22 protein-coding genes, 1 other RNA gene and 1 pseudogene are annotated in these 22,409 nt (G+C 45.2%); 21 read left to right on the plus strand and 3 right to left on the minus strand.

Annotation, left to right across the window (positions count from 1 at the left end; genetic code table 11):
- From ICN47_RS00950 to ICN47_RS00955, 3 genes are all read left to right on the plus strand, one after another.
- Nucleotides 1-1,296 (plus strand): Y-family DNA polymerase, encoded by a 1,296-nt coding sequence (locus tag ICN47_RS00950; RefSeq protein ID WP_216218044.1) that lies wholly within the window; start codon nucleotides 1-3, stop codon nucleotides 1,294-1,296.
- A gap of 36 nt (nucleotides 1,297-1,332) precedes the next feature.
- Nucleotides 1,333-1,464 (plus strand): hypothetical protein, encoded by a 132-nt coding sequence (locus ICN47_RS12905; RefSeq protein ID WP_255538870.1) that lies wholly within the window; start codon nucleotides 1,333-1,335, stop codon nucleotides 1,462-1,464.
- Between the two features lie 203 nt (nucleotides 1,465-1,667).
- Nucleotides 1,668-2,237, plus strand: coding sequence for a phasin family protein (locus ICN47_RS00955; protein WP_216218045.1), 570 nt, complete (start codon nucleotides 1,668-1,670; stop codon nucleotides 2,235-2,237).
- Nucleotides 2,238-2,305: 68 nt separating this feature from the next.
- Here ICN47_RS00955 and ICN47_RS00960 read toward each other — a convergent pair whose 3' ends face one another.
- On the minus strand, nucleotides 2,306-2,665 hold the full coding sequence (locus ICN47_RS00960) for a hypothetical protein (RefSeq protein ID WP_216218046.1): 360 nt from the start codon (nucleotides 2,663-2,665) through the stop codon (nucleotides 2,306-2,308).
- A gap of 195 nt (nucleotides 2,666-2,860) precedes the next feature.
- Here ICN47_RS00960 and ICN47_RS00965 point away from each other — a divergent pair, with 195 nt between their 5' ends.
- Together ICN47_RS00965 and ICN47_RS00970 are read left to right on the plus strand one after the other, a co-directional pair.
- The gene (locus ICN47_RS00965; RefSeq protein WP_216218047.1) at nucleotides 2,861-3,229 is read left to right on the plus strand and encodes a hypothetical protein; all 369 of its coding nucleotides are present in this window, start codon (nucleotides 2,861-2,863) and stop codon (nucleotides 3,227-3,229) included.
- 87 nt (nucleotides 3,230-3,316) lie between these two features.
- Entirely contained in the window at nucleotides 3,317-4,306 is a 990-nt protein-coding gene (locus ICN47_RS00970) for a sulfurtransferase (RefSeq protein WP_216218048.1), read from the plus strand.
- Nucleotides 4,307-4,594: 288 nt separating this feature from the next.
- Here ICN47_RS00970 and ffs read toward each other — a convergent pair.
- Nucleotides 4,595-4,693: signal recognition particle sRNA small type (gene ffs, locus ICN47_RS00975), an RNA gene on the minus strand.
- A 32-nt stretch (nucleotides 4,694-4,725) separates the two neighbouring features.
- Here ffs and dnaX point away from each other — a divergent pair.
- The 15 genes and pseudogenes from dnaX to ICN47_RS01050 all read left to right on the plus strand — a co-directional run bounded on the left by dnaX (nucleotide 4,726) and on the right by ICN47_RS01050 (nucleotide 20,941).
- Entirely contained in the window at nucleotides 4,726-6,384 is a 1,659-nt protein-coding gene (gene dnaX / locus ICN47_RS00980; RefSeq protein WP_216218049.1) for a DNA polymerase III subunit gamma/tau, read from the plus strand.
- Between the two features lie 58 nt (nucleotides 6,385-6,442).
- On the plus strand, nucleotides 6,443-6,766 hold the full coding sequence (locus ICN47_RS00985; RefSeq protein ID WP_216218050.1) for a YbaB/EbfC family nucleoid-associated protein: 324 nt from the start codon (nucleotides 6,443-6,445) through the stop codon (nucleotides 6,764-6,766).
- Nucleotides 6,767-6,775: 9 nt separating this feature from the next.
- Nucleotides 6,776-7,390 (plus strand): recombination mediator RecR, encoded by a 615-nt coding sequence (gene recR, locus ICN47_RS00990; protein ID WP_216218051.1) that lies wholly within the window; start codon nucleotides 6,776-6,778, stop codon nucleotides 7,388-7,390.
- A gap of 85 nt (nucleotides 7,391-7,475) precedes the next feature.
- Nucleotides 7,476-7,694 carry a ParD-like family protein gene (locus ICN47_RS00995; protein ID WP_216218052.1) on the plus strand — a complete coding sequence of 73 codons (219 nt, stop codon included), beginning with the start codon at nucleotides 7,476-7,478 and terminating at the stop codon, nucleotides 7,692-7,694.
- Nucleotides 7,691-7,963 (plus strand): type II toxin-antitoxin system RelE/ParE family toxin, encoded by a 273-nt coding sequence (locus ICN47_RS01000; RefSeq protein ID WP_216218053.1) that lies wholly within the window; start codon nucleotides 7,691-7,693, stop codon nucleotides 7,961-7,963. The genes ICN47_RS00995 and ICN47_RS01000 overlap by 4 nt, the downstream gene beginning before the upstream one ends.
- Before the next feature lie 215 nt (nucleotides 7,964-8,178).
- Nucleotides 8,179-9,594, plus strand: coding sequence for a carbohydrate porin (locus tag ICN47_RS01005; RefSeq protein ID WP_216218054.1), 1,416 nt, complete (start codon nucleotides 8,179-8,181; stop codon nucleotides 9,592-9,594).
- 186 nt (nucleotides 9,595-9,780) lie between these two features.
- Complete coding sequence (locus ICN47_RS01010; RefSeq protein ID WP_216218055.1) at nucleotides 9,781-11,325, plus strand: TolC family protein; 1,545 nt, start codon at nucleotides 9,781-9,783, stop codon at nucleotides 11,323-11,325.
- Nucleotides 11,326-11,334: 9 nt separating this feature from the next.
- Nucleotides 11,335-12,615, plus strand: coding sequence for an efflux RND transporter periplasmic adaptor subunit (locus tag ICN47_RS01015; RefSeq protein WP_370626233.1), 1,281 nt, complete (start codon nucleotides 11,335-11,337; stop codon nucleotides 12,613-12,615).
- Nucleotides 12,616-15,693 (plus strand): efflux RND transporter permease subunit, encoded by a 3,078-nt coding sequence (locus ICN47_RS01020; protein ID WP_216218056.1) that lies wholly within the window; start codon nucleotides 12,616-12,618, stop codon nucleotides 15,691-15,693. It begins immediately after the preceding gene.
- 2 nt (nucleotides 15,694-15,695) lie between these two features.
- Nucleotides 15,696-16,496, plus strand: coding sequence for a 5'/3'-nucleotidase SurE (gene surE / locus ICN47_RS01025; RefSeq protein ID WP_216218282.1), 801 nt, complete (start codon nucleotides 15,696-15,698; stop codon nucleotides 16,494-16,496).
- Nucleotides 16,497-16,525: 29 nt separating this feature from the next.
- Nucleotides 16,526-17,149 (plus strand): annotated as a pseudogene (locus tag ICN47_RS01030) (protein-L-isoaspartate(D-aspartate) O-methyltransferase); the annotation flags it as partial.
- Nucleotides 17,146-17,946, plus strand: coding sequence for a peptidoglycan DD-metalloendopeptidase family protein (locus ICN47_RS01035; protein WP_216218058.1), 801 nt, complete (start codon nucleotides 17,146-17,148; stop codon nucleotides 17,944-17,946). The pseudogene ICN47_RS01030 and the gene ICN47_RS01035, both read left to right, overlap by 4 nt.
- 6 nt (nucleotides 17,947-17,952) lie before the next feature.
- A complete protein-coding gene (locus tag ICN47_RS01040; protein WP_216218059.1) occupies nucleotides 17,953-18,774 on the plus strand; it encodes a 3'-5' exonuclease in 822 nt (273 codons plus the stop codon).
- Complete coding sequence (gene rlmD, locus ICN47_RS01045; RefSeq protein ID WP_216218060.1) at nucleotides 18,767-20,200, plus strand: 23S rRNA (uracil(1939)-C(5))-methyltransferase RlmD; 1,434 nt, start codon at nucleotides 18,767-18,769, stop codon at nucleotides 20,198-20,200. Before ICN47_RS01040 ends, rlmD begins: the two co-directional genes overlap by 8 nt.
- Nucleotides 20,201-20,524: 324 nt before the next feature.
- Nucleotides 20,525-20,941, plus strand: a complete 417-nt coding sequence (locus tag ICN47_RS01050; RefSeq protein ID WP_216218061.1) for a hypothetical protein — start codon at nucleotides 20,525-20,527, stop codon at nucleotides 20,939-20,941.
- Between the two features lie 70 nt (nucleotides 20,942-21,011).
- Here the strand turns inward: ICN47_RS01050 and ICN47_RS01055 are convergent, their stop codons facing one another.
- A complete protein-coding gene (locus ICN47_RS01055; protein ID WP_216218062.1) occupies nucleotides 21,012-21,713 on the minus strand; it encodes a Bax inhibitor-1 family protein in 702 nt (233 codons plus the stop codon).
- Nucleotides 21,714-21,980: 267 nt separating this feature from the next.
- On the opposite strand from ICN47_RS01055, the gene ndk reads away from it, so the two are divergent.
- Entirely contained in the window at nucleotides 21,981-22,406 is a 426-nt protein-coding gene (gene ndk, locus ICN47_RS01060; RefSeq protein WP_216218063.1) for a nucleoside-diphosphate kinase, read from the plus strand.
- The last annotated feature ends 3 nt before the right edge of the window (nucleotides 22,407-22,409 follow it).

The following is a 22,409-nucleotide window of genomic DNA, read 5'->3' on the forward strand; positions in this document are numbered from 1 at the left end:
ATGAGCGCCTCTACCAATCCATTATTTGCACTAGTCGATGTGAACAACTTCTATGTTTCCTGCGAGCGTGTCTTTGCTCCAAAGCTAGAAGAGGTGCCAATGGTGGTGCTATCAAACAATGATGGTTGCGCAGTAGCACGTAGTGCTGAAGTAAAGGCATTGGGTGTGAAGATGGGAACACCTTGGTTTCAGATGAAAGATCTTGCCAAGAAGCACGGCATCGAGGCCTATTCCTCTAACTACACGCTGTATGGCGATATGAGTAATCGCGTAGTACAAGTACTCAGAAAATTTACACCCAATCTAGAGGTGTACAGCATTGATGAAAGCTTTCTGCAAATTGAAACTGTTTTAAAGCAGCATCCTGACACGATTGCATTTGGAAAAATAATTAAGCAGCAGGTAAAAGACACAACGGGTTTGCCAGTCTGTGTTGGTATTGGTGCTAGTAAAACCTTAGCGAAGTTTGCCAATCACTTGGCTAAAAAACATCCGCAGTTTGCTGGCGTTTGCGATGTTGAAGCAATGCCTAAACCCGAGCTCTATCAATGGATGAGCGAGACTGCCGCTGCTGAAGTGTGGGGGATTGGACGTCAGCTGGCCAAGAAACTCAAGGTTTTGGGTATCCATACGGTTTTTGATCTTCTGCAAACCTCACCGCAAGCAATGCGTCAGCAATTTGGCGTAGTTATGGAAAGGCTTTGTTATGAATTGCGTGGCACATCTTGCTTAAAGTTGGAAGAGGTGTCGCCAGCCAAGCAACAAATTATTGCCTCACGCAGTTTTGGGAAGTTAGTCACTAAGCAAGAAGAGCTTGCGCAGTCTGTTGCTATGCATGCAGCACGCGCTGCAGAAAAGTTACGGGGCCAACATTCTGTAACGGGCGCGATAACAGTCTTTATTCAGACTAATCCTTTTAAGCAAAACGAGCCACAGCATCATCAGAGCATCACCATCCCACTAGCGGACCCTAGTGATAACACGGTGACCTTAACCAATGCAGCGCTCAAAGGGCTTAAACAAATTTATCAAAGTGGCTTTCGTTATAAGAAGGCGGGCGTCATTTTCAATCTGATTGCAGATAAGCCGACAGTTCAGCAATCTTTATTTGAGGATATGGAGAGCAAAGGGAAGTCTGCTGATCTGATGCAAGCAATGGATACGATTAATTCACGGTTTGGTAATGCCGTGATTCGCTTAGCAGCATCCGGTACCAAACAAGAGTGGCAAATGAGATCGGGCAACAAGTCTCCCAACTACACCACGCGGTGGGATGAGTTGCCGGTAGCCCATTAATCAATTTAAGAAGCAAATATCACAAAGGAGAAACACATGGACTTATTCAACAACTTCAACGGCATTTCACTGGCGATCATCATGGTGCTGTCTTACTGCGCTGTGCTTAAAAATACCCAGCGCGACCAGAGTCTTAAGGGAACTATTAAGTCACTTTTAAGCTTTTAAGTAGGGCAGTCTAGTTTGGTGCAAAATTTGCCTAATTATTAGGCAAAGACACCAGACCCCCTGTTTAAAAGGGTCAAATTTGCAGGTTTTTGAAATATTTCAAATATTCATGCAAATTTCATAAATATTATTTAAAATGGTGCAATGCAGTAATTGCAGTGCACCATAAATTATTAAGTAAATACCCTAACAGGAGAATCGCAATGTTTCAAAACACACTAAACACTACATTGACCGCTACTCAAGCTAAATCTATTGAGTCTGCACAAGCTATCGCTCAATTGGCTGTAAAAAGCGCTGAGCAAATTGCTGAGATCAACTACGACGCAGCTAAAGAAGTTGTTACTGCTGCTCAAGCTAAGTCTGCAAAATTGACTCAGTTGAAAGATCCTAAAGCTGCTTTAGAAATGTTTGATGCTGATTCAGCAAAAGAAGTTGCTGCTCAAGTTGTTGGTTATCAGAACAAAGTAAATACAGTTTTGCGCAAGAACAGCAAACAAGTTGCTAACTTGATCGACTCAGGGATTGATGATTCACAAGCTGATTTGAAAAAATTCGTTAAAGAAGCTGTTGCACAAGCTCCTGCTGGTTCAGAGGCTTTTGTATCTTCTTTCAACACAGCATTTGACGCTGCTTTGAAGAGCTTTGAACAAGTTCGCGCTACATCACAAGACGCTTTTGTAAACTTTGAGAAGAGTGTTGACGCTGCAATGAGCTCTTTCCAAGGTCAAGTAGCTCCAGCTACTAAGTCACGTAAGCAAATCGCTGCTTAATGCATTAGTAACAAGCCTTACTGAAAAAGCCCCATTGATTGGGGCTTTTTTATTGGCCAGAGTAAACACTAGAGCCAGCCAGCACTTCGAACATCAGCCTCAATCAGAGCCAGTGTGTCTGCTGCAGTTTGCGCTCTGGGTCCCACGCCATTCTTGCCGACAATAAAACCCCCATCCTTGGGGATATAGGTATGCACATAGAATTCATTTTTACTGCTGCCTAAAACGATCTGTAGGATCGGTTCTTTACTGGCGCGATCATAGGATTCAGTAAAGCTGGAGTAGGAGATATTTTCTCCATGCTTTTGGGCCAGGCGAAAAATCAAATTACTAATACCCTCAACAAGCAGGCAGTACTCCTGATGAAAGGTGGGATTACTCATTCGAAAGTCTTCGATTGCAATTGCGTGAAGGGCACTGTTAGCCATAGGTGCTGGAGATATTGATTATTTTTTCTGATATCAATATACGCCTGAGAACTAGCCTCCGGAAGTCTTTTTGATACTGCAGTGCCGCATAGAGAATTCGGTAAAAACCCAAATAGCAGCAGGGAGATGGGGGTAAGATTAATCAGGCATAACAACGCTGCTGAAGTTCAACCCTAATTGAAAGTGAAGGCTCAAATGACTAACTATCCGATTGCCATTGAATTAACTGCCTGGGTTGAGCTTGGATTAAACCAATATGAGGTGACGTTAGGGGAAGTCTCTAAGGTGACCGTTAAAAGAACGGATGATGTATTGCACTCTAGAGAGCTCACTTCCTCCGAAGCTGAGTCATTACTAAAAGCCATTCAGAGTGTGACAGTGCCAGTAACGCAAGAGCTTCCAGAAAACCCAAACCACAAGCCAGTCTCTAGTTATGAGCTCATTATTGAGTCCGCCCATTTTTCTCTAGAGTACAACTGGGAAGATGTGGATGCGCAATCATCTAAGGCATTTGATTCGGTAATCGATTTAGCACAATTGATTAAAGGCATTGGTAAATTTTAGTTCTGAATTGATCTTTAAATGGATAGTAATATATAAGAAATCAATGTATTGATAGATTATTTGCTCCATTAACCCAAGGGAATTTTCGTGAAATTATTAGTAACAATTGTTCTGGCATCCATTTATTCCATGGCATTTGCCCAACAAAAAACAACCATCATCCAAACAGATCAAATGCAACAGGCAATTGCTCGCGGGGCGATTATTTGGGATGTACGTGATGAAAAGAGTTACCTAGAAGGTCATATTCCTGGGGCAATCAATATTGGTGAGGTCGGTAGCGTGCTGCGTGACCCCAATAAAGAAGACTATATTTCTACTGAGCAAATTCAGAAACTTTTTAACAATGCTGGCTTAGATGTTAATCGGGATATTGTGGTTTATGGTGTGCGCGGGAACCCATACACCTATTTTGGCCTGTACACCATTAACTATTTTGGTGGAAAGAATGCACAGGTTTACCATGACGGCATAGATGGCTGGAAGCAAACCGGTTTGCCAATCCAAAAGGAGCGCCAAACTTTAGCGCCAGCATCAGTAGTGCTTGTGGCGCAGCCTCAATTAGTGGTTAGTAATGAGGAGATGCTTAAGATTGCCCAATCCAAATCCGTGCAAATTATTGATGCCAGAACTCCTGATGAATTTTCAGGCAAGGACGTACGGGCAATTCGGGGCGGTCATATTCCTAACTCCGTTAATATTCCCTTCGAAGATAACTGGCAAGATCCAACCACTGCTATCAAGTTGAGCAAAAAGCAAGTTTCCGATAACTCTGGCATGGCACTTAAAAATCAAACCGATCTCAAAAAGTTATATGCCAATCTTGATCCTGATAAAGAAACGGTTGTCTATTGCCAAAGTGGCGTACGTGCAGCTGAAACAGCAGTCGTTTTAAAGACTTTAGGCTTTAAGAAAGTCAAAGTCTATGACTCAGCATGGTTAGGCTGGGGCAATAACCTCAAAGCGCCAGTAGCGGATGAAACTTTCTTAAATGTCGGCGCCCTCAACGCCAAGATGGCCGCAATGCAAAATAAAATCAATCAGCTAGAAGATGCTCTGAAGGCTAAAAATAATTAATGCCAAGCGAGCATCAGGCAAATAAAGACAATGTTGGATCAATCCTTTCCCACAAGCAGTTCATCCCCAATCCCTAGGCATTAACCATCTAAAGCTCTACGCTGAATCCTTCCATATAGAGGAGGATTCGGATTGCGAGTTTCTATTGAGTGTTCTCACAAGCAACTACAGCTATTTAGAATTTCCTTAGACGCGCGAACCGTCCTAGTTTTGCTGATTATTTGGCTAATTTGGGGAATATTGAGGATTCTGAAGATCTTCTGAATCGCCTATATATCAAGAGTGGGGGTGGACGAGCCCGACCCCCGGCACTGGCAGAAATTGGGTTTGGCTGCTTCGTTCCCGACCTGACCAGGTTGTCCAACCCACCATGCGGGGAGGCCCGTCCAATTCCATTTTAGCTTGTTAGAATGTAAGACATGACAGCACTGGCATTGGCCCGCTCTTGGCGCCCTAAAACTTTCTCCCAATTAGTTGGTCAAGACCATGTGGTTAAAGCCTTAACCCATGCTTTAGATCAGGGCCGTTTGCACCATGCCTGGCTCTTTACGGGTACTCGTGGAGTGGGTAAGACCACTATTGCCCGCATTATGGCTAAAGCGCTCAATTGCACTGGTGAAGATGGCCAAGGTAAGATGACTTCAGAGCCTTGCGGAAAATGTCCAGCCTGTTTAGAGATCGATGCAGGTCGATTTGTTGACTATATCGAGATGGATGCGGCGAGTAATCGCGGTGTTGATGATATTGCTGCTTTATTAGAAAAAGCAGCTTACGCTCCTAGCAATGCGCGTTACAAGGTTTACATGATTGATGAGGTACACATGCTCACCAATCACGCCTTTAATGCGATGCTCAAAACTTTAGAAGAGCCGCCAGAGCACGTCAAATTTATTCTGGCAACAACGGATCCCCAAAAGATTCCCGTCACCATTTTGTCGCGTTGCTTGCAGTTCAATCTCAAGCAAATGCCTGTGCCCCTCATCGTGGAGCATCTAGAAAAGGTGCTTGCCGCTGAGAAAGTGGAATACGAAGTCAATGCATTGCGTGTGCTTGCTAAAGCAGCGCAAGGTTCTATGCGCGATGCTTTATCCCTAACCGATCAAGCAATTGCTTATGCTGCTGGCAAAGTGACTGAAGAATCAGTACGCGGCATGCTGGGTACATTAGATGATGCTTATCTCATTCGCATTCTCGATTGCTTGATGGCTAAAGACGGCGCTAGTCTTTTGGCGGTTGCCAATGAGATGGGTGAGCGCAGCATGTCTTTCTCATTAGCCTTGCAAGATCTTTCAAGCTTGTTGCAAAAGATTGCATCAGCTCAAGTAGTTCCAGAGTCGGTATTAGACGACTGGCCAGAAGCGGGCGAGATTCGTCGCTTGGCAACCCAATTAACCAAAGAAGAAGCACAACTCTTCTATCAAATTACGATTACGAGCCGTCCTGATTTATCACTTGCTCCGGATGAGCAAACTGGTTTTTCAATGACGCTCTTAAGAATGTTGGCATTTCGTCCAGGTAGCGGTGGAGGGGGTGCAACTGCACCATCAGCGCCACCAGTAGCTAGTGCACGTCCAGCTTCAGCATCACCAGCTTCAGCACCAACCGCTAGAGCTGCAGCAGCTGCTCCAGCTGCACTAGCAACGAAACTCGTTGCTCCCGCTGCTTCCGCTCCTGCCGCAGTGGCAAGTTCTGCAGATCGTCCTGACTGGCATGCTTTGATGCGTCAGTTGCCAGTTAAAGGTATGGTGCAGCAGTTGGCGTTTCAAACAGAATTACAAGCTTGGTCAGATTCGGCTGCTGGTGTGAAGGCAACGATTGTTACCCCAATGCCACAGTTAGCATCCGAGGCGTCCGTTGGCCGTTTAGCCGATGCACTGACTGCTCACTTTGGTAAGCCAGTAAAGATCGTGATCGAAAAAGGTGAAGTCGAAGGCAAGACCGTTGCCAAAGTCGATGCACAGATTCATCAAGAAAAAAGAATGAATGCTGAGCAAATGATTGCCGCTGATCCTTTTATTCAACAATTGCAAAAAGAGTTTGGTGCCACCGTAGTAGGTGGTTCTGTAAAGCCACTCTAAATTGCATGCAGATTTATCAATCATTTAATTAATTCATAGTCATTAAGGAAAAAATACGATGATGAAGGGTGGACTTGCTGGCCTCATGAAACAGGCGCAGCAGATGCAAGAGAAAATGAAAACTGCGCAAGCGGAGTTGGCTGCGTTAGAAGTTACAGGTCAAGCTGCTGGCGGCCTAGTGAAAGTCACGATCTCTGGCAAATACGAACTCAAGCGCGTGCAAATTGATCCAGGCGCAATGGATGATCGCGAGATGTTAGAAGACTTGATCGTCACGGCATATACCGAAGCATTCAAACAAGTAGAAGCAGCAAGTACACAAATGATGTCAGGCGCTACTGCCGGCATGCCCATGCCTCCTGGCTTCAAGCTTCCTTTCTAAGTTAATTTAATGGCGCGTCATGAAGCACCTCAAGATGCTCTCGGTCGTTTGATCGAAGCACTGCGTGTATTGCCGGGAGTCGGCCCGAAGTCTGCACAACGCATGGCTTTTTATCTACTGCAGCATGATCGCAATGGCGCGGCAGTACTTGCTCAGTCCTTGGGTGAGGCAGTGGAGAACGTCGGTCACTGCGCACGCTGTAATACTTTTTCAGAAACGCAGATCTGTATTACCTGTTCTGATGAGCGTCGTGATCCTTCATTGCTTTGTATTGTGGAAACGCCTGCTGACCAAGTAATGGTTGAGCAGACCCTCAGCTTTAAAGGCAACTACTTTGTATTGATGGGGCGCATCTCTCCATTGGATGGCATGGGCCCGAATGAAATTCATTTTGATCGACTTCTCTCACGTATCGAAAGTCCAGACACTGGTGTACCGATTCGTGAAGTGGTGCTTGCTACGAACTTCACTAGTGAAGGTGAGGCAACAGCCCATTACATTGGTGAAGTACTCAAGGTAAAGGGCATCAAAGTCACTCGCATTGCTAGGGGCATCCCAGTCGGTGGCGAGTTGGAGTACGTTGATGCTGGCACCTTGGCCAGAGCGCTGATGGATCGCCGCTAGATCACACTTATTTCCCATTCTCCAAAAAGTTGCATTTTGCAACCTTTTGTGTTATATTATAACCTATTCATGAGGGGAATAAGTTATGCCTATAGCTATCAAATTATCTGACCTTCTGGTAGAGGATGCAAAGCCTTATGCGCAGGCAATGCATCGGTCCGTTCCTAAGCAAATTGAGTACTGGGCTCGTTTGGGCAAGGTAGCGGAGGAGAATCCTGATTTGCCAGTTCAAATGCTTCAGGATATGTTGGTAAGCATTGAAGAGGTGAAAGCAGGAAACCTTAATCCGTATAAATTCGGATGATCGTTTCAACAACCCCTAGATTCGATAGGGCAATCAAGAAAATATCCCCCGCTGAGAAAAAGACTTTCGATAGTGCAGTCAAGTCCATTATTGCCGAACCATTTAAAGGGGAAATGAAAAAAGGTGACTTGTCGGGCATTCAGGTCATTAAATTTAGACATCTTCAGCAGCAGATGTTATTAGCCTATTCCGTAAGTCTTGATGGTAATCAGCTCGTGCTGATGGGGTACGGAGTTCATGAAAACTTCTATCGAGATTTGAAGCGCTAACAGCCCTCAAACACTCATCTCCAAAGTGGTATATCCGCACATGCCATCCCCAAATCGTCACCAATTCGACATAAAGACTAGGTAAATTGCTCCTTTTTGGGGATAATTTGGTCTGCGCCACCCTTGGGCTTCAATCTCAAGCTGTGAGCTGCCAGTTTTTTCTATCGGCATGTTGTCATTGCGTTATGCATCGGCAACTCAATCAGAAATTGTGAATGACCCGCAAGTTATATCTAACTCTCCTGTTGAGCATTATTTGCACTTTGCTAGGCGCTTCTGCGTTTGCGCAAAAGGCAGGGTCAGGATCTGACCAAATTGCCACCTTTGCTGCCCCAATTGATGGAGTTTCAACCGAAGGAACTTTGTTTGACTTGCCAGTCAATCTGCATGGACAAACTACGTACATCAATCAGCGTTACAACAATTTCAACGCATCCTATTCGGGTCAAAATAGTTTAGCTGCTTTTAACTCCATGAGTTACACCTGGTCTGGCACCTTGTTCTTTGGTGCGCGTTTAGCGCCGAATACAGATGTGTATTTCAACCCCGAGGTGGTTTCTGGAGTGCCATTTTCTGGATTAGTTGGTCTTGGTGGCTTTACTAATGGTGAAGCCACTAAAGCTAGTGGCGCGCAGGCGAAGTTTTATTCTGCACGCGCCTTTGTACGCCAAACGATTAATCAAGAGGGCGATAAAGTCCTTTTGGAAAATGAAGCCAATCAAATCACACAAACAGTCAGTAGTAATCGAGTGGTTGTAACCGCTGGTCAGTTTTCTACGCTCGATATTTTTGATGACAGTCGTTACGCTAAAGACCCTCGTGTTCAGTTCATGAACTGGGGTAATATGACTTATCTAGCGTATGACTATGCTGCTGATGCCCGTGGCTACAGCTGGGGCTTGGCGGGCGAGTGGTACTTGGATCATTGGGTGTTACGCGCATCCCGCATGCTAGCCCCGAAGAGCCCTAATGGGCGAGATCTCAATTGGCAGATCTTTAACACTTATGGTGATCAAGTAGAAATTGAGCGTCAGCACAATATCGCTGATTTACCTGGCAAGGTTAGTGTGCTTGCCTATCGCAACAAAATGATTCTGGCGCGTTTTCAGGATGCTACTAATTACATTAATGCCAATAATGCGCAAGGTACACAAGCGATTAATAATGTGCGTACCAATTATCAATATAAAACCGGTGTTGGTCTGCATGGAGAGCAAGCGATCACGAACGACTTAGGCGTCTATGGTCGTGCATTCACTTCTGATGGTCATACTGAAACGATGTCTTTCACTGAGGCGGATAACTCTATCTCTGTTGGCCTGGGAATGAATGGCACAAGCTGGAGCCGTCCTAGTGACAGCATCGGTATTTCGATGATGCAAAATGGCTTATCTAGTTACCGTAAAAATTATTTGCAATCTGGTGGAGTGTCATATTTCATTGGTGACTATGCTGGCCCAGGCAAGACGATTACTTATCGTCCGGAACGAATTGCAGAACTCTATTACAACGCTACGCTAGTAAAAAACGTTCTAGCCGGATTGAACTTTCAGCACATCAGCAATCCAGCCTATAACGCAGCCCGTGGACCGGTAAATATCGTGTCTTTTAGGATTCATGCCGAGTTTTAAGCTTTCAATGACGGAACGTTTTGATTATTATCTTTAGAATCAATAACATAGCGATTGTCAATAATTCGACTTTTGGCTTTTGTACTCTATAATCCCTAAAACCCTCTGAAGCAGGCTTGGAAGCGATTCAAATCAGCATCGGGGGCTGTAAAAACAGCATTTTTATTGATTTAGAGGCAGCAGCGTTTGTTGATTCTCAGCACATATAAAACTAGTGCAGTAAACCCACTCAAAAGTGTTGCCAAATTGGCGATTCTTGCTTTTGCGGCAAGCGCTGCTACTTTTCCTGCATTTGCCCAAATTGGCGAAATTGCTACTACCCCCGTATCTGGCGCCGTCTTAGTTCAGATTGATCAAGGTAATACCTTAGGTATGCCGCCTCCAATTGGCGCGCAAACTCCTGTGATGGATAAGAATGGTAAGCCGCTAGAGTCCTTGCTTCCATCAACTCCAGCGAACACGCCGAAGATTTATACCAAGTCAGCGTCATCAGGCCCTTCAGAAATGGATTTGCGTCAACTGTGGACTGAGCTCAAGTTAAATAATCCGCAGTTAGCTTCTTTGCGTGAATCTTATTTATCCGCTAAAGCCACTGTTCCTCAAATTGCTGCTCCAGCCAATCCGCAGGTTGGTTTAGTGTGGTCAGGCATGCCACCAAATTCTCCGCTTGGCTTAGGTGGTGCCAATGCGCCAACAGCGCAGAACCCTACTGGCATCAGTAGCAATAACTCCATTTCTTTTGCGCAACCATTTCAGTTTCCGGGTAAGAAGAGTTTGGCCTCTGAAATTGCCAATACTAATGCTGAGGCACTGCTTGCACAAAGTGAAGCGACCTATTTGCAATTGGGCGCGCAGTTATCCTCCTTATTCTTTAATGCACTGGCTTCCCAAAAGCAGTTACAGGTATTGAGAGAGTCAGTAATCCGTTTGGAAATGATTAAGAACGTCGCTAAGGCGCGATATTCTAATAACGCTGCAGCTTATGTTGAATACCTCAACGCCCAAGTAGCACAAAGTGCTGCGCAAGCTGATCAGTTCAATGCTGAGCGTCAACTTGATGTGGCGATTAAAAGTATTAATACCTTAGTCGGTCGTCATGCCAGAGAAAAACTGGTTTTACGCGCTGACGTACGCCGTGCTTTGAGTAGTGTACCAACCCTAGTAGAGTTAGAGGATTATGCGGAGTCTAGCCATCCAAGTCTTAAAAGTTCAGCGCTGCAATTAGAAGCTGCTCGCAAAGGTGTGACTCTTGCTAAGAAGGCCTACTTGCCAGATTTTCAAGTCATTGGATCTTCGTACACACCACGCGGTCCATTCGCCGCTAACAACGGTGCTATGTTTTATCAGCTTGAGTTAGATTTAGTGATACCTCTGTATTTCTTTACCAAAGAAAAGTACGGAGTAGAGCAGGCACAACGCAATCAAGCGGCTGCAGAAGCAAGTGATATTTCAAATCGTCAGCAAATTGTCCTGGCTGTGAACTCTGCCTATGCCTCTTACCAACAGGCTAAAACTACAGCCAACTTCCTAAAAGACCGCCAAGTACCTCAAGCGGATGCTGCTTATAAGGTCGGTTTGGTTCAGTACTCAAATAATGGCCAAGGATTTAACGATCTGTTGACGGCACAAACTCAGTTACGTAATTTAGAAGTGCAATTGGCACTTGCAGAGGCTAATCTTCTGCAGGCACAAGCGGTATTGTTAGTTACCGCTGGTAAGGAACCTTTTTAAGGAGTTGTTGTGAAGGATAAGCTTAATCATCTTTATCAGCGCCTCAAGGATTTGTGTAAACCTATCATTGAGGGGGCTCATAGGCTCAAGGCTAAGTTGGGTGCTCGCGTTGCTGCGAACATCAACAAGATTCATGACTCTTATTGGAGCCTTCTGCCTGAGACACGTGTTCGTATTCGTTTGACTCTAATCTGTGTATCGCTATTAATGTTCGGTATCGTGATTGGCTTGATAGTAAACGTAAACCGTCCTGTGAAGTTCGACAATGTGGCAAAGACATTAACCATTGAGAACACTGGGGCAATGGAGTTAAAACTCCCTGGTATGAGTTTAAATCCTGCCATCTATGTATTTAGTGAAGCAGTTAAGTCAGAGGTACCAGTTGAATTAAGCATGCCTGGGCGGTTAACTTTTAATGCTGAAAAATCTAAATTACTGTCCGCAAGAGCACCTGGTCGCGTAGAACATATTTATGCCTTTGATGGAGCCAAAGTAGATGTAGGCTCACCTATTGTGGAGTTATACAGCCCAGAATTCTTGTCAGCTCAGCAAGAGTATTTGCTATCTTCCAAAACAGCTAAAGTGCTTGAGGCAAATAAGACAATGAGTGATTTATTGGGTGATGCCCAGATTACGCAGCAGGCAGCGGCTAATCGTATGCGTAATTTAGGCGCAAGCGATGGCGATATAAGGAATCTGGATCAGACTGGTAGGACTCAATACAATCTTGTCATGCGCTCACCACTGGAGGGTGTTGTAGTGAAGCGCGCAGTTGACCCAGGCGCCGTAGTAAATGCTGGTGATGTACTAGTAACTTTGGCTAATCCTAAAGAGCTTTGGTTCTTGGGAAATGTTTATGAGCAAGATATAGCGAAGATTAAAAAAGGCCAAACCATTGTTCTGCGCACTGAGGCTTACCCAGGCAAAACCTTTACTGCTAAAGCTAATTATATTGCTCCAACAATAGATCCAGATACAAGAGCGCTGGTAATTCGTTGTGATGTGAATAATCCTGATGGACTATTGCGTTCAGATATGTATGCATTGGGCAAATTACAGGTGGGCTCTTCTCAAGCAGTAGTGCTTCCTCAATCTGCAATTGTGCGCGTCCGTGAAATGCGTTACGTCATTACTAAAACTGGCCCGGATACCTTCAAGCGCTTTGCTGTTAAGGGCTATGATTTAGATGGCAAGCAATTCGCGGTAACCGAAGGGGTTGAGGCAGGAATGCAAGTATTAGTTGACGGCGCTGTTCTCCTAAATGATCGCTTCGCAAAGCAGGAGGAGTAATTGAGTGTCGTAACAAACTTTCTTAGGGGCGTTTTAGACAAACGCGTCCTGATTCTCTTTGCCTCTCTTGTGCTTTTGGGTCTGGGCACATTTAGCTTAAAGCAGTTACCTATTCAGCCGTACCCAGGCGTGGCGCCCTTAACTATCCAAGCTATTTCTCAGTGGCCCGGACGAAGTACTACCGAAGTGGAGCAGCAGGTCACCATTCCAGTTGAAAATGCTTTGGCTGGTATTCCCGGTGTAAAAGCATTCCGCTCGGTATCACTTTTTGGTTTATCTGTTGTTACATTAAAGTTCAATGACAATGCGGATCCATTTAAGGTGCGCCAAATTTTCATTACTAATTTGAGTAATGTGACATTCCCTCCGGGTGTTAACTCTAGTGTCAGCCCGGATTCAGATGCAACAGGTGAAATTCTTCGCTATCAAGTGAAGTCAGATTATGCTTCTCCAACTCGATTAAAGACCCTACAAAATTATGAGATCTACAAAGAGTTAAAGCAAACACCTGGTATTGCAGATGTCTCTTCTTTTGGTGGAAAAGTCCGTCAATACAATGTGATTATCCGTCCCGAAAGCTTGCAATCTAAAAATGTGACGGTTGCTCAGTTAATCGATGCCTTATCAAAAGCCAATGACAATACTGGTGGCGGTGTATTACCTAGTGGCGAGCAACAATTCGTGGTTCGAGGCGTAGGGTTGCTGAGGAATCTGGAGGACATTCGGCAAGTAGTAATTACCGTTAATAACGGTGTGCCTGTTCGCATCGGTGATGTAGCTACTGTTGAGATTGGAAATGCACCTCGTTTAGGCTTGTTTCAGTTCGATGAAAATCCTGATTCAGTTGAAGGCATTATTTATTTGCGCCGTGGTGAGAACGCCTCAGAAGTATTAGCTCGGGTTCGTGAAAAAATTACCACCATAAACGCGCATGTACTGCCGCCTGGTATTGAAGTAAAACCTTTTTATGATCGTCAGGTCCTATTGGATATTACTATAGGTACTGTCAAGCACACCATGTTCTTTGGAATTTCCATGGTGTTAATTCTTTTGTACATCTTCTTGGGTAACTTTAGAGCCGCTGCAGTTGTGGCAGCTGTTATTCCTTTGGCGCTGTGTTTTTCTTTCATCATGATGTATGTCTTTAACGTCCCTGCTAACTTGATTTCTTTGGGGGCAATTGACTTCGGGGTGATTGTGGATGCAGCAGTGATCATCACGGAAAATATCATGCGGCATTTAGAAGAGGGGGAAAAACGCCTAAACCAAAGTATTATTCTGGCGACCGCTGAAGTGCAAAGAGCCATGGTGTACTCCACGAGTATCATCATCGTGGCTTACTCCCCATTATTTTTGATGGGTGGTGTAGAAGGTATTATTTTCAAGCCAATGGCATTTACGATGGGCTTTGCTTTGATTGCTTCCATCATATTGAGCCTGACTTTTCTACCTGCTTCAATTTCTTATGCGTTTGGTGAAAATTTCCACCACGAGCCGCCAAAGTTCATTACCTGGATGCTGGAGCGTTATAAGCCATTACTTCGACGCTTAATGGATCATCCTCGTCATGTAATTACGATATCTATTTTGGTATTAGGTGTCACGCTATTTAGTGCAACCCGTTTAGGCACCGCTTTTTTGCCTACATTAGAAGAAAATAATATTTGGTTACGCGTAGTCTTGCCGAATACAGTAGATTTAGATTACTCAATCAGCATTGCAAATCAACTGCGTGAAACGTTTACAAAACAGCCTGAAATTGAACGGGTTGCAGTACAGATTGGTCGCCCTGATGACGGTACAGATTCTACGGGTGTTTTTAATCAAGAATATGGTCTCTACCTAAAAGCACCAGAGCTCATGCCGAGGGGTTCTAGCAAAGCTGAATTACTAAAGCGCTTACAGGGTGAGCTCAATCGCATACCTGGTGTATCTTTTAGCTTTTCTCAATATATACAAGATAACGTCAATGAGGCTTTATCGGGAGTGAAGGGTGAAAACTCAGTCAAGATCTTTGGTACAGATTTGGCAATTCTGAATACCAAAGCACATGAAGTAATTGACCAACTAAAAAAAGTACGTGGAATTGAAGATGAAAGTATTTTGAAGGAGCTTGGTCAGCCAACCTTGAATATCCAAATTGATCGTGATCGAGCTGCGCGGTATGGAGTAAATGTTGCGGATGTCAAAACACTGGTGGCAAATGCTATTGGTGGCGCCCCAGTGTCTAATTTTCTTGAGGATGAAAAAACATTTGGTATTGCAGTTCGCTTAAACGAGACAAGTCGCAATGACCTTCCTGATATCGCTAATTTACTGATTGATACACCCGTTGGTGCCCGAGTTCCTTTAGGAATGGTCGCTAATGTTGAGCTTACTGATGGTCCGTTCTTTATTTATCGTGAAGCGGGCAAGCGCTATATTGCCGTGATTTTTAGTGTAAGAGATCGAGATTTGGGTAGCGCGGTGGAAGATGCAAAGTATTTGGTAGAGAAGAATGTAGCTCTGCCTGCTAATTATTCCATTGCATGGGATGGGCAATTTAATCAAATGAAGGCTGCCCAACAAAAGCTCATGGTTATTATTCCATTAACACTCTTGGCAATCTTTGTATTGCTTATTACCGCCCTAGGAAATATTCGTGATGCGGTGATTGTTTTGATTAACGTGCCATTTGCTGCGATTGGCGGCATTATTGCCTTGCATCTTGGTGGTGAGACCTTAAGTATCTCTGCGCTATTTGGTTTCTTATCGCTATTTGGTATTGCGATTCAGGATGGTGTGATCCTGATTTCTTATATCAATAAAACTGTTGCTGAAGAGCATGGTGCGATGAAAGATGCAATGGTGGATGGTGCAGCTTTACGTGTCAGACCAGTATTAATGACAGCTTTATTGGCCGGCTTAGGTTTGCTGCCTGCAGCCCTTTCACATGCAATTGGTTCAGAAGCACAGCGTCCATTAGCCTTGGTTATTGTGGGTGGAATGGTGACCACTACGATTTTGACTTTATTGGTATTGCCAGTCATTTATGCGGCAATGAGATCTCGTGGTAAACATAAACCAGGACTTGCTTAATGATGTCAAAGCAAGTTCATATTTTAGTTTCTAACGATGATGGTTATCTAGCGCCTGGCTTGCTTGCCTTAGTCAATGCCGTTCGTCCCTTGGGCAAAATTACCGTGATTGCGCCAGAGCAAAATCACAGTGGGGCCTCGAATTCATTAACACTCTCTAGACCGCTATCGATTCATCGAGTTGCTGGCGGTGAGCGTGATGGCTTTTTCTTTATTAATGGCACACCAACGGATTGCGTCCACGTAGCGATGACGGGCTTCCTGGAGCAAAAACCCGACTTAGTAATCTCCGGTATTAATCAGGGAGAGAACATGGGTGAAGATGTTTTGTATTCAGGTACGGTGGCAGCAGCTGTTGAAGGTGTGATGTTTGGTGTTCCCGGAATTGCATTTTCCCAAATTGATCGTGGCTGGAACCGGATTGATGATGCTGCCAAAGCCGCTCATGATGTAGTAGCCCAAATGCTGGTCTCCAATTTAGCTAGCCCACAATTGGCTCGTCAAGATGGTATCGCCACTCTATTAAACGTTAACATTCCCAATCGTCCTTATGCAGATTTGTATCGCTGGCGTGTCACTCGCTTAGGTAACCGCCATCATTCACAACCGGTAGTCGTGCAAGATAGCCCTCGTGGTGAAAAGATTTATTGGATTGGGGCAGCAGGAGATGTCAAAGACAATTCAGAGGGTACAGACTTTCATGCTATCGCTGATGGCTGTATCTCTATTACACCAATGCAGCTGGATCTCTCGCATCATGCTCGCCTAGCGGCGATGCGTGCGAATGGTTGGGATCGCGGTTGAAGGCTCCAACAGAACGTTTTGCAGCTTACCGTCAGGCACTAGCTGCAAAAGTGCATGCTGGTGGCATTAAGCATGGCAAGACCTTAGAAGCGCTGGCAACTGTGCCTCGCCATGCTTTCATGGATGCGGGACTACATGCTCAAGCTTACGAAGATTCAGCGTTGCCGATTGGTCATCAACAAACCATCTCTAAGCCATCGGTAGTAGCGCGCATGATTGAGTTACTGCACAAGCCTAGACAACCCCTAGGTAAGGTTCTAGAAATTGGCACGGGCTGTGGCTATCAGGCAGCAGTGTTGAGCTTGCTCTCTGAAGAGGTTTATTCAATTGAACGTATTCGCCCGCTGCATGACATGGCAAGATCAAAGTTACGTCCTTTTCGTATTAATAATCTGCGTCTGATCTATGGTGATGGCATCTTGGGCTTGCCCCAAGCCGCTCCCTTTGACGGTATTATTTTGGCAGCTGCCGGGCTCGGCATCCCCGACGCTTTATTGGATCAATTGGCCATTGGTGGCCGTTTAGTTGCTCCAGTGGCCAGAAATGCAAAAGAACAGCAGCTAGTCCTCGTTGAAAGAATGAGTTCCCAGCGCTATCAAAGGACTGTGCTGGACGAGGTCTTTTTTGTCCCCTTACAATCAGGGGTAGTATGAAACGCTTATTTCTCTCAATGCCCCATTCTTTCTCTAAAGTAGCCGCTTTATTACTCATTAGCGCTTCTATGCTGCTGGTGACTGGCTGTTCTTCTACCCGTACAAAACCAGCAAGCGTGACCGATCGCAGTGCTGGATCATCCGTTTCTAATGAACCAACCCCTCCAGGCTACTATCGTGTGAAGAAGGGTGATACCTTAGCCAGAATCGCTTTGGATCATGGTCAAGCACCACGAGATGTAGCGCAGTGGAACAGTACAGCCAACCCTAGCTTTAATCAAAACATTATTGAAGTGGGTGATCTCATTTTGGTGAAACCACCAGCAAGTGCTAAAGCCAGCAAGACAATTGAAGTAAAGACCATTGCTCCAGAGAAGGCGGATACTACTAAAGCCGATAGCAAAGTGCCCGCCAGCAAACCAGAGATGGTTGCTGAATCTGGCATTCGATTATCTTGGCCAGCAAAAGGCAAAGTGACTGATGAGTTCAGTGACAAAAATAAAGGAATTGATATCGCCGGCAAGGTTGGAGAAACAGTTCAGGCGGCATCGGATGGCAATGTGGTTTATGCCGGCAATAGTTTGCGTGGTTACGGAAACCTCATCATCATTAAGCATGACAATACTTATCTCACTGCTTACGCTCATAACAGCAAGCTCTTGGTGAAAGAGGGTGATAATGTTCGCAAAGGGCAGAAGATTGCGGAGATGGGTGATACCGACACGAATTCTCCCAAGCTGCATTTTGAGTTGCGGGTAAATGGTAAGCCGGTGAATCCCACCCCTTACTTGCAGTAAGCGGCTATGGCCACAGTTCTCGTTTTTGATATTGAGACGATCCCAGATGTAGCGGGCTTACGTCGTCTAGAAGACTATCCCGATAGCATGAGTGATGCCGAGGTCGCTGCAAAAGCGATGGCTGAGCGTGCCGCCAAAACCGGTAGTGAATTTCTGCCTTTGTTTTTGCAAAAGATTGTGGCGATCTCTTGTGTAATTCGCAGAACCACAAAAGAGGGCACCCCTCAAATTAAAGTGGGAACACTAGGCACTCCACAAGACGATGAAAAAGTTTTGGTTCAAGCCTTCTTTGATTTGATTGAAAAGTACACACCTCAACTTGTGTCATGGAATGGTAGTGGTTTTGATTTGCCGGTGTTGCATTACCGCGCATTAGCAAATCACATTCAGGCGCCACGCTATTGGGAGATGGGTGATAGTCAAGAAGCTGATAGTCGCGACTTTAAGTGGAACAATTACATCAGCCGCTATCACATGCGTCATCTCGACATGATGGATCTCTTGGCTAAATTTAATGGTAGAGCCAATGCGCCCTTGGATGGCTTAGCAAAGCTCTGCGGCTTTCCTGGGAAGATGGGCATGGATGGCAGTCAGGTCTGGCCTGCTTATCAAGAAGGTAAGATTAATGACATCCGTCGGTATTGTGAAACCGATGTAGTTAATACCTACCTCATGTATTGTCGCTTCCAACTATTACGCGGTGGTTTCTCTCTAGAGGAATATCAAGAAGAAATCGCCTTTGTAAAAGCCTATTTAGAAAAAGAATCTAAAGAGCCTAATGGTGGTCAATGGCAAGAATATCTCCAAGGTTTTTCTGGGGATGCGTAGAGGGCATAAGCCAGTCAATATTGAAGTGACTGAGCCAGTAAGAGTTGAAGCGCTCGATTTAGATGCCCAAGGCATTGCCCGCTTAGCCCCGAATGCGGAAGAAGCGGCACAAGGGCAGAGCGGTAAAGTCGTTTTCATCAAAGGTGCGTTACCGACAGAGCTAGTCACTTACACCATTACTAGCGATAAAGCCCGCTTTAGTAAAGCCAAATTACGCGAGATCCTCAAGCCCGCTGTATTTAGAGCAGAACCTAAGTGTGCGGCTTTTGGAGTGTGTGGTGGTTGTACGATGCAGCATCTTGATATTCGGGCGCAAGTGGCGATGAAGCAGCGGGTTCTCGAAGATGACTTGCAGCATATTGCCAAAATGAAACCCCTTGAAATTTTGCGACCGATGGGTGGTCCTGCATGGGAATATCGTCATCGCGCTCGTTTAAGTGCCGTCAATCGTTCCATTAAAAAAGGCACTGTCCTGATTGGATTTCATGAGGGCAAGAGTGGCTATGTTGCCGATATGTTGGCTTGCGAGATTTTGCCCAAGCATGTTTCCGATCTGTTGCCAGAGATGCGTAAATTGGTCATGGGTCTCTCCATTGTCGATCGTATGCCGCAAATTGAGATTGCTGTTGGTGAGCCCGAAGACCCTGATTCGGATGACCCCAAGAAAAATAAACCGGTTACTGCTTTAGTGTTTCGCAATCTACAGCCGTTAACGCCAGCGGACGAGTCCTTACTAAGGGCATTTGCCGATCAGCACCAAGTCTGGATCTGGTTACAGCCTAAGGGGATTGAGACGGTGGCGCCGTTTTATCCCGAGACTGGCAAGCTTTGCTATCGCCTACCCGAGTTTGAAATTGAAATGCCATTCAAACCAGCTGACTTTACGCAGGTGAATCATTTGATGAACCGTGCATTAGTCAGTAGAGCGATTCGTTTGCTCGAAGTAAAACCCACTGATCGCGTACTGGATCTATTTTGCGGAATCGGTAATTTCACATTGCCTCTTGCTAGACAGGCAATACACGTTTTAGGTATTGAAGGTCTTGAAAGCTTAACGAGTAGAGCCCAGTCGAATGCGCAGCACAATCAATTAGCAGACAAAGCCAGCTTTATGCAAAGCGATTTATTTTTAACTACACCAGAAACAATTGCCTCCTGGGGAAAAGCAGAGCGTTGGTTAATGGACCCACCGCGCGAAGGCGCGATGGAGATATGTAAGTCGCTAGCCGAGCTTCATACACAGTCTAGTGACCTCCTCCCTCAGCGGATTGTCTATGTCTCTTGTAATCCTAAAACGCTGGCACGAGATGTCGAGATTTTGTGCCATCAAGCAGGCTATACGCTCAGTGGCGCTGGTATCGTCAATATGTTTCCGCACACTTCTCATGTGGAGTCGATGGCTGTTTTTGATAGGCTCAGCCTTTAAATAAGCTCTAAGTCATTGTTTTCATGCACTTTATAGGTGCCCAGTGCTTCATTTCGCCTGATTGCGGTGCATTAGATGGAGTAGGCAGTCTTATATAAGAGTAGATTGAGCTTGTGCGGAGATGTCAGGCCGTTAGCGTTTCATTACTCTAATAGGAGTGCGTCATGAGAGCCTCGGATAGTTTTACGATCATTTTGATTCTGATTGCGCTGTCTTATGCGGTAAACATGTTTGTTGCAAACTAGCTTGATAAGACGGTAACTCGATACCCTAGTGTGATAAAACAGCGTTGTAATCTTTACTAATTTCACACGAAGGTATCTTATGAAATCAATCATTGGCCTCACGCTTGGCCTCGGGATGAGTTTCCTTGTAAATGCCCAGAGCATTCCTACTTTGGCCAAGGTGTATGCCGGTAGCACAGCTGAAACTTCTATTAATTCGTCACAAAAGAATCCCAAGATTCAAACACAAAAAGAAGCGGCAACTTTAACTATCCTCAAGCAGGATGGCCAGCACGTTGAGTTCACTTATCAAAACCCAGCATACAAAGCTTATGAAATCGGTACGATTTCTGCAGATGGTAAGAAGCTACAGATAGCTTACAAGGGTGGCTCCGGTGTGTATGACATCGTCGACAACAAACTCGTTGGTTGTGGTTCGGGTCGCGTTAACGAGGGTCCATTCGGGAAATGGATTAATACCTATTACGCTTGGTGTGACGATCTAACTGCGAAGTAGCATGAACAAGATGGCGAAGAAAAAAGGCGCCTAGGGCGCCTTTTATTCATTAGGGCTAAGGCCTTAGCGCTTAGTCTCGATTGCCACCGAAAATACCCAAGAGTGCGAGCAAGTTAGTGAAGACGTTATACACATCTAAGTAGATCGCTAAGGTAGCCATGATGTAGTTAGTTTCACCACCATGCACTACGCGCTGCACGTCAACCAAGATAAAGGCTGAGAAGATCGCAATTGCTAGCACCATGACAGTCAACATCAAGGCAGGCAGTTGCAACCAGATGTTGGCTAAAGAGGCCACGATCAAGAGCAGTACACCAACCAAGAGCCATTTAGCCATGCTGGAAAAGTCACTCTTGCTCACTGTGGCGATGGTTGCCATCGTTGCAAAAATCAACGCTGTTCCGCCAAATGAGAGCATCACCAGGGAAGCGCCGTTACTGTAGCTGTTCAAGGTGTAGCCAACTAAGCGGGATAGCATGAGACCCATGAAGAAGGTAAAGCCGAGGAGGAGCAGTACGCCTACACCGGTATCTTTGTTTTTCTCGATGGCCCAGAAGAAGCCGAAGGCAACTGCCATGAATACTACAAAGCCAAGAAATGGGCTTTGTGCCATGAAGTTAAAGCCCATCGCAATGCCAAGCCAAGCGCCAATCACGGTAGGAACCATGGATAGTGCCAATAAGGCATAGGTATTGCGCAGTACGCGGTTACGTATCTGGGCGGTGCTAATTGAGCCTGTTTGCCCAAAGCCGTAAGAGTTCAGATCACTCATATTGACTCCTTCTTTATCGTTATTACAAGAGCCCATGAAGGGCTGTTGAGATTAAGTATAGACAAAATGGGTGAATTTCAAGGTCCTATTTAAAAAGACTACAAATCATGGGGTTATGCCCTGTAAATTCAAAGGCTTAGCCCTGCTTATATAGGGGTAAATACGGTCAAGCAATGTATAATTTGGGGGTCGTCGGAATAGGGCGAGGCTTAGGCCAGTTTTAGCTCTTTCCCACAAAAATCTTTGAAATCACTATTGGAGTCTTGAATGGCAATTGAACGCACCCTATCTATTATCAAACCTGATGCTGTCGCTAAAAACGTCATTGGCAAAATCTATGACCGTTTTGAATCTGCTGGTTTGAAGATTATCGCGTCCAAAATGGCGCATCTCTCACAATCAGAAGCAGAGCAGTTTTACGCTGTTCACGCTGCCCGTCCTTTTTTCAAGGATTTGGTGAACTTCATGATTTCTGGTCCAGTCATGATTCAAGTATTGCAAGGCGAAGGCGCTATTGCTAAGAATCGCGATTTGATGGGCGCTACTGATCCTAAGAAAGCAGATAAAGGCACTATTCGTGCTGATTTTGCTGACAGCATTGATGCTAACGCTGTTCATGGTTCCGATGCTCCTGAAACAGCTGCCGTGGAAGTTGCTTTCTTCTTCCCAGGCATGAATGTTTTTAATCGTTAATCA

It is taken from the genome of Polynucleobacter sp. AP-Latsch-80-C2 (assembly GCF_018882185.1).
GTDB lineage: Bacteria > Pseudomonadota > Gammaproteobacteria > Burkholderiales > Burkholderiaceae > Polynucleobacter.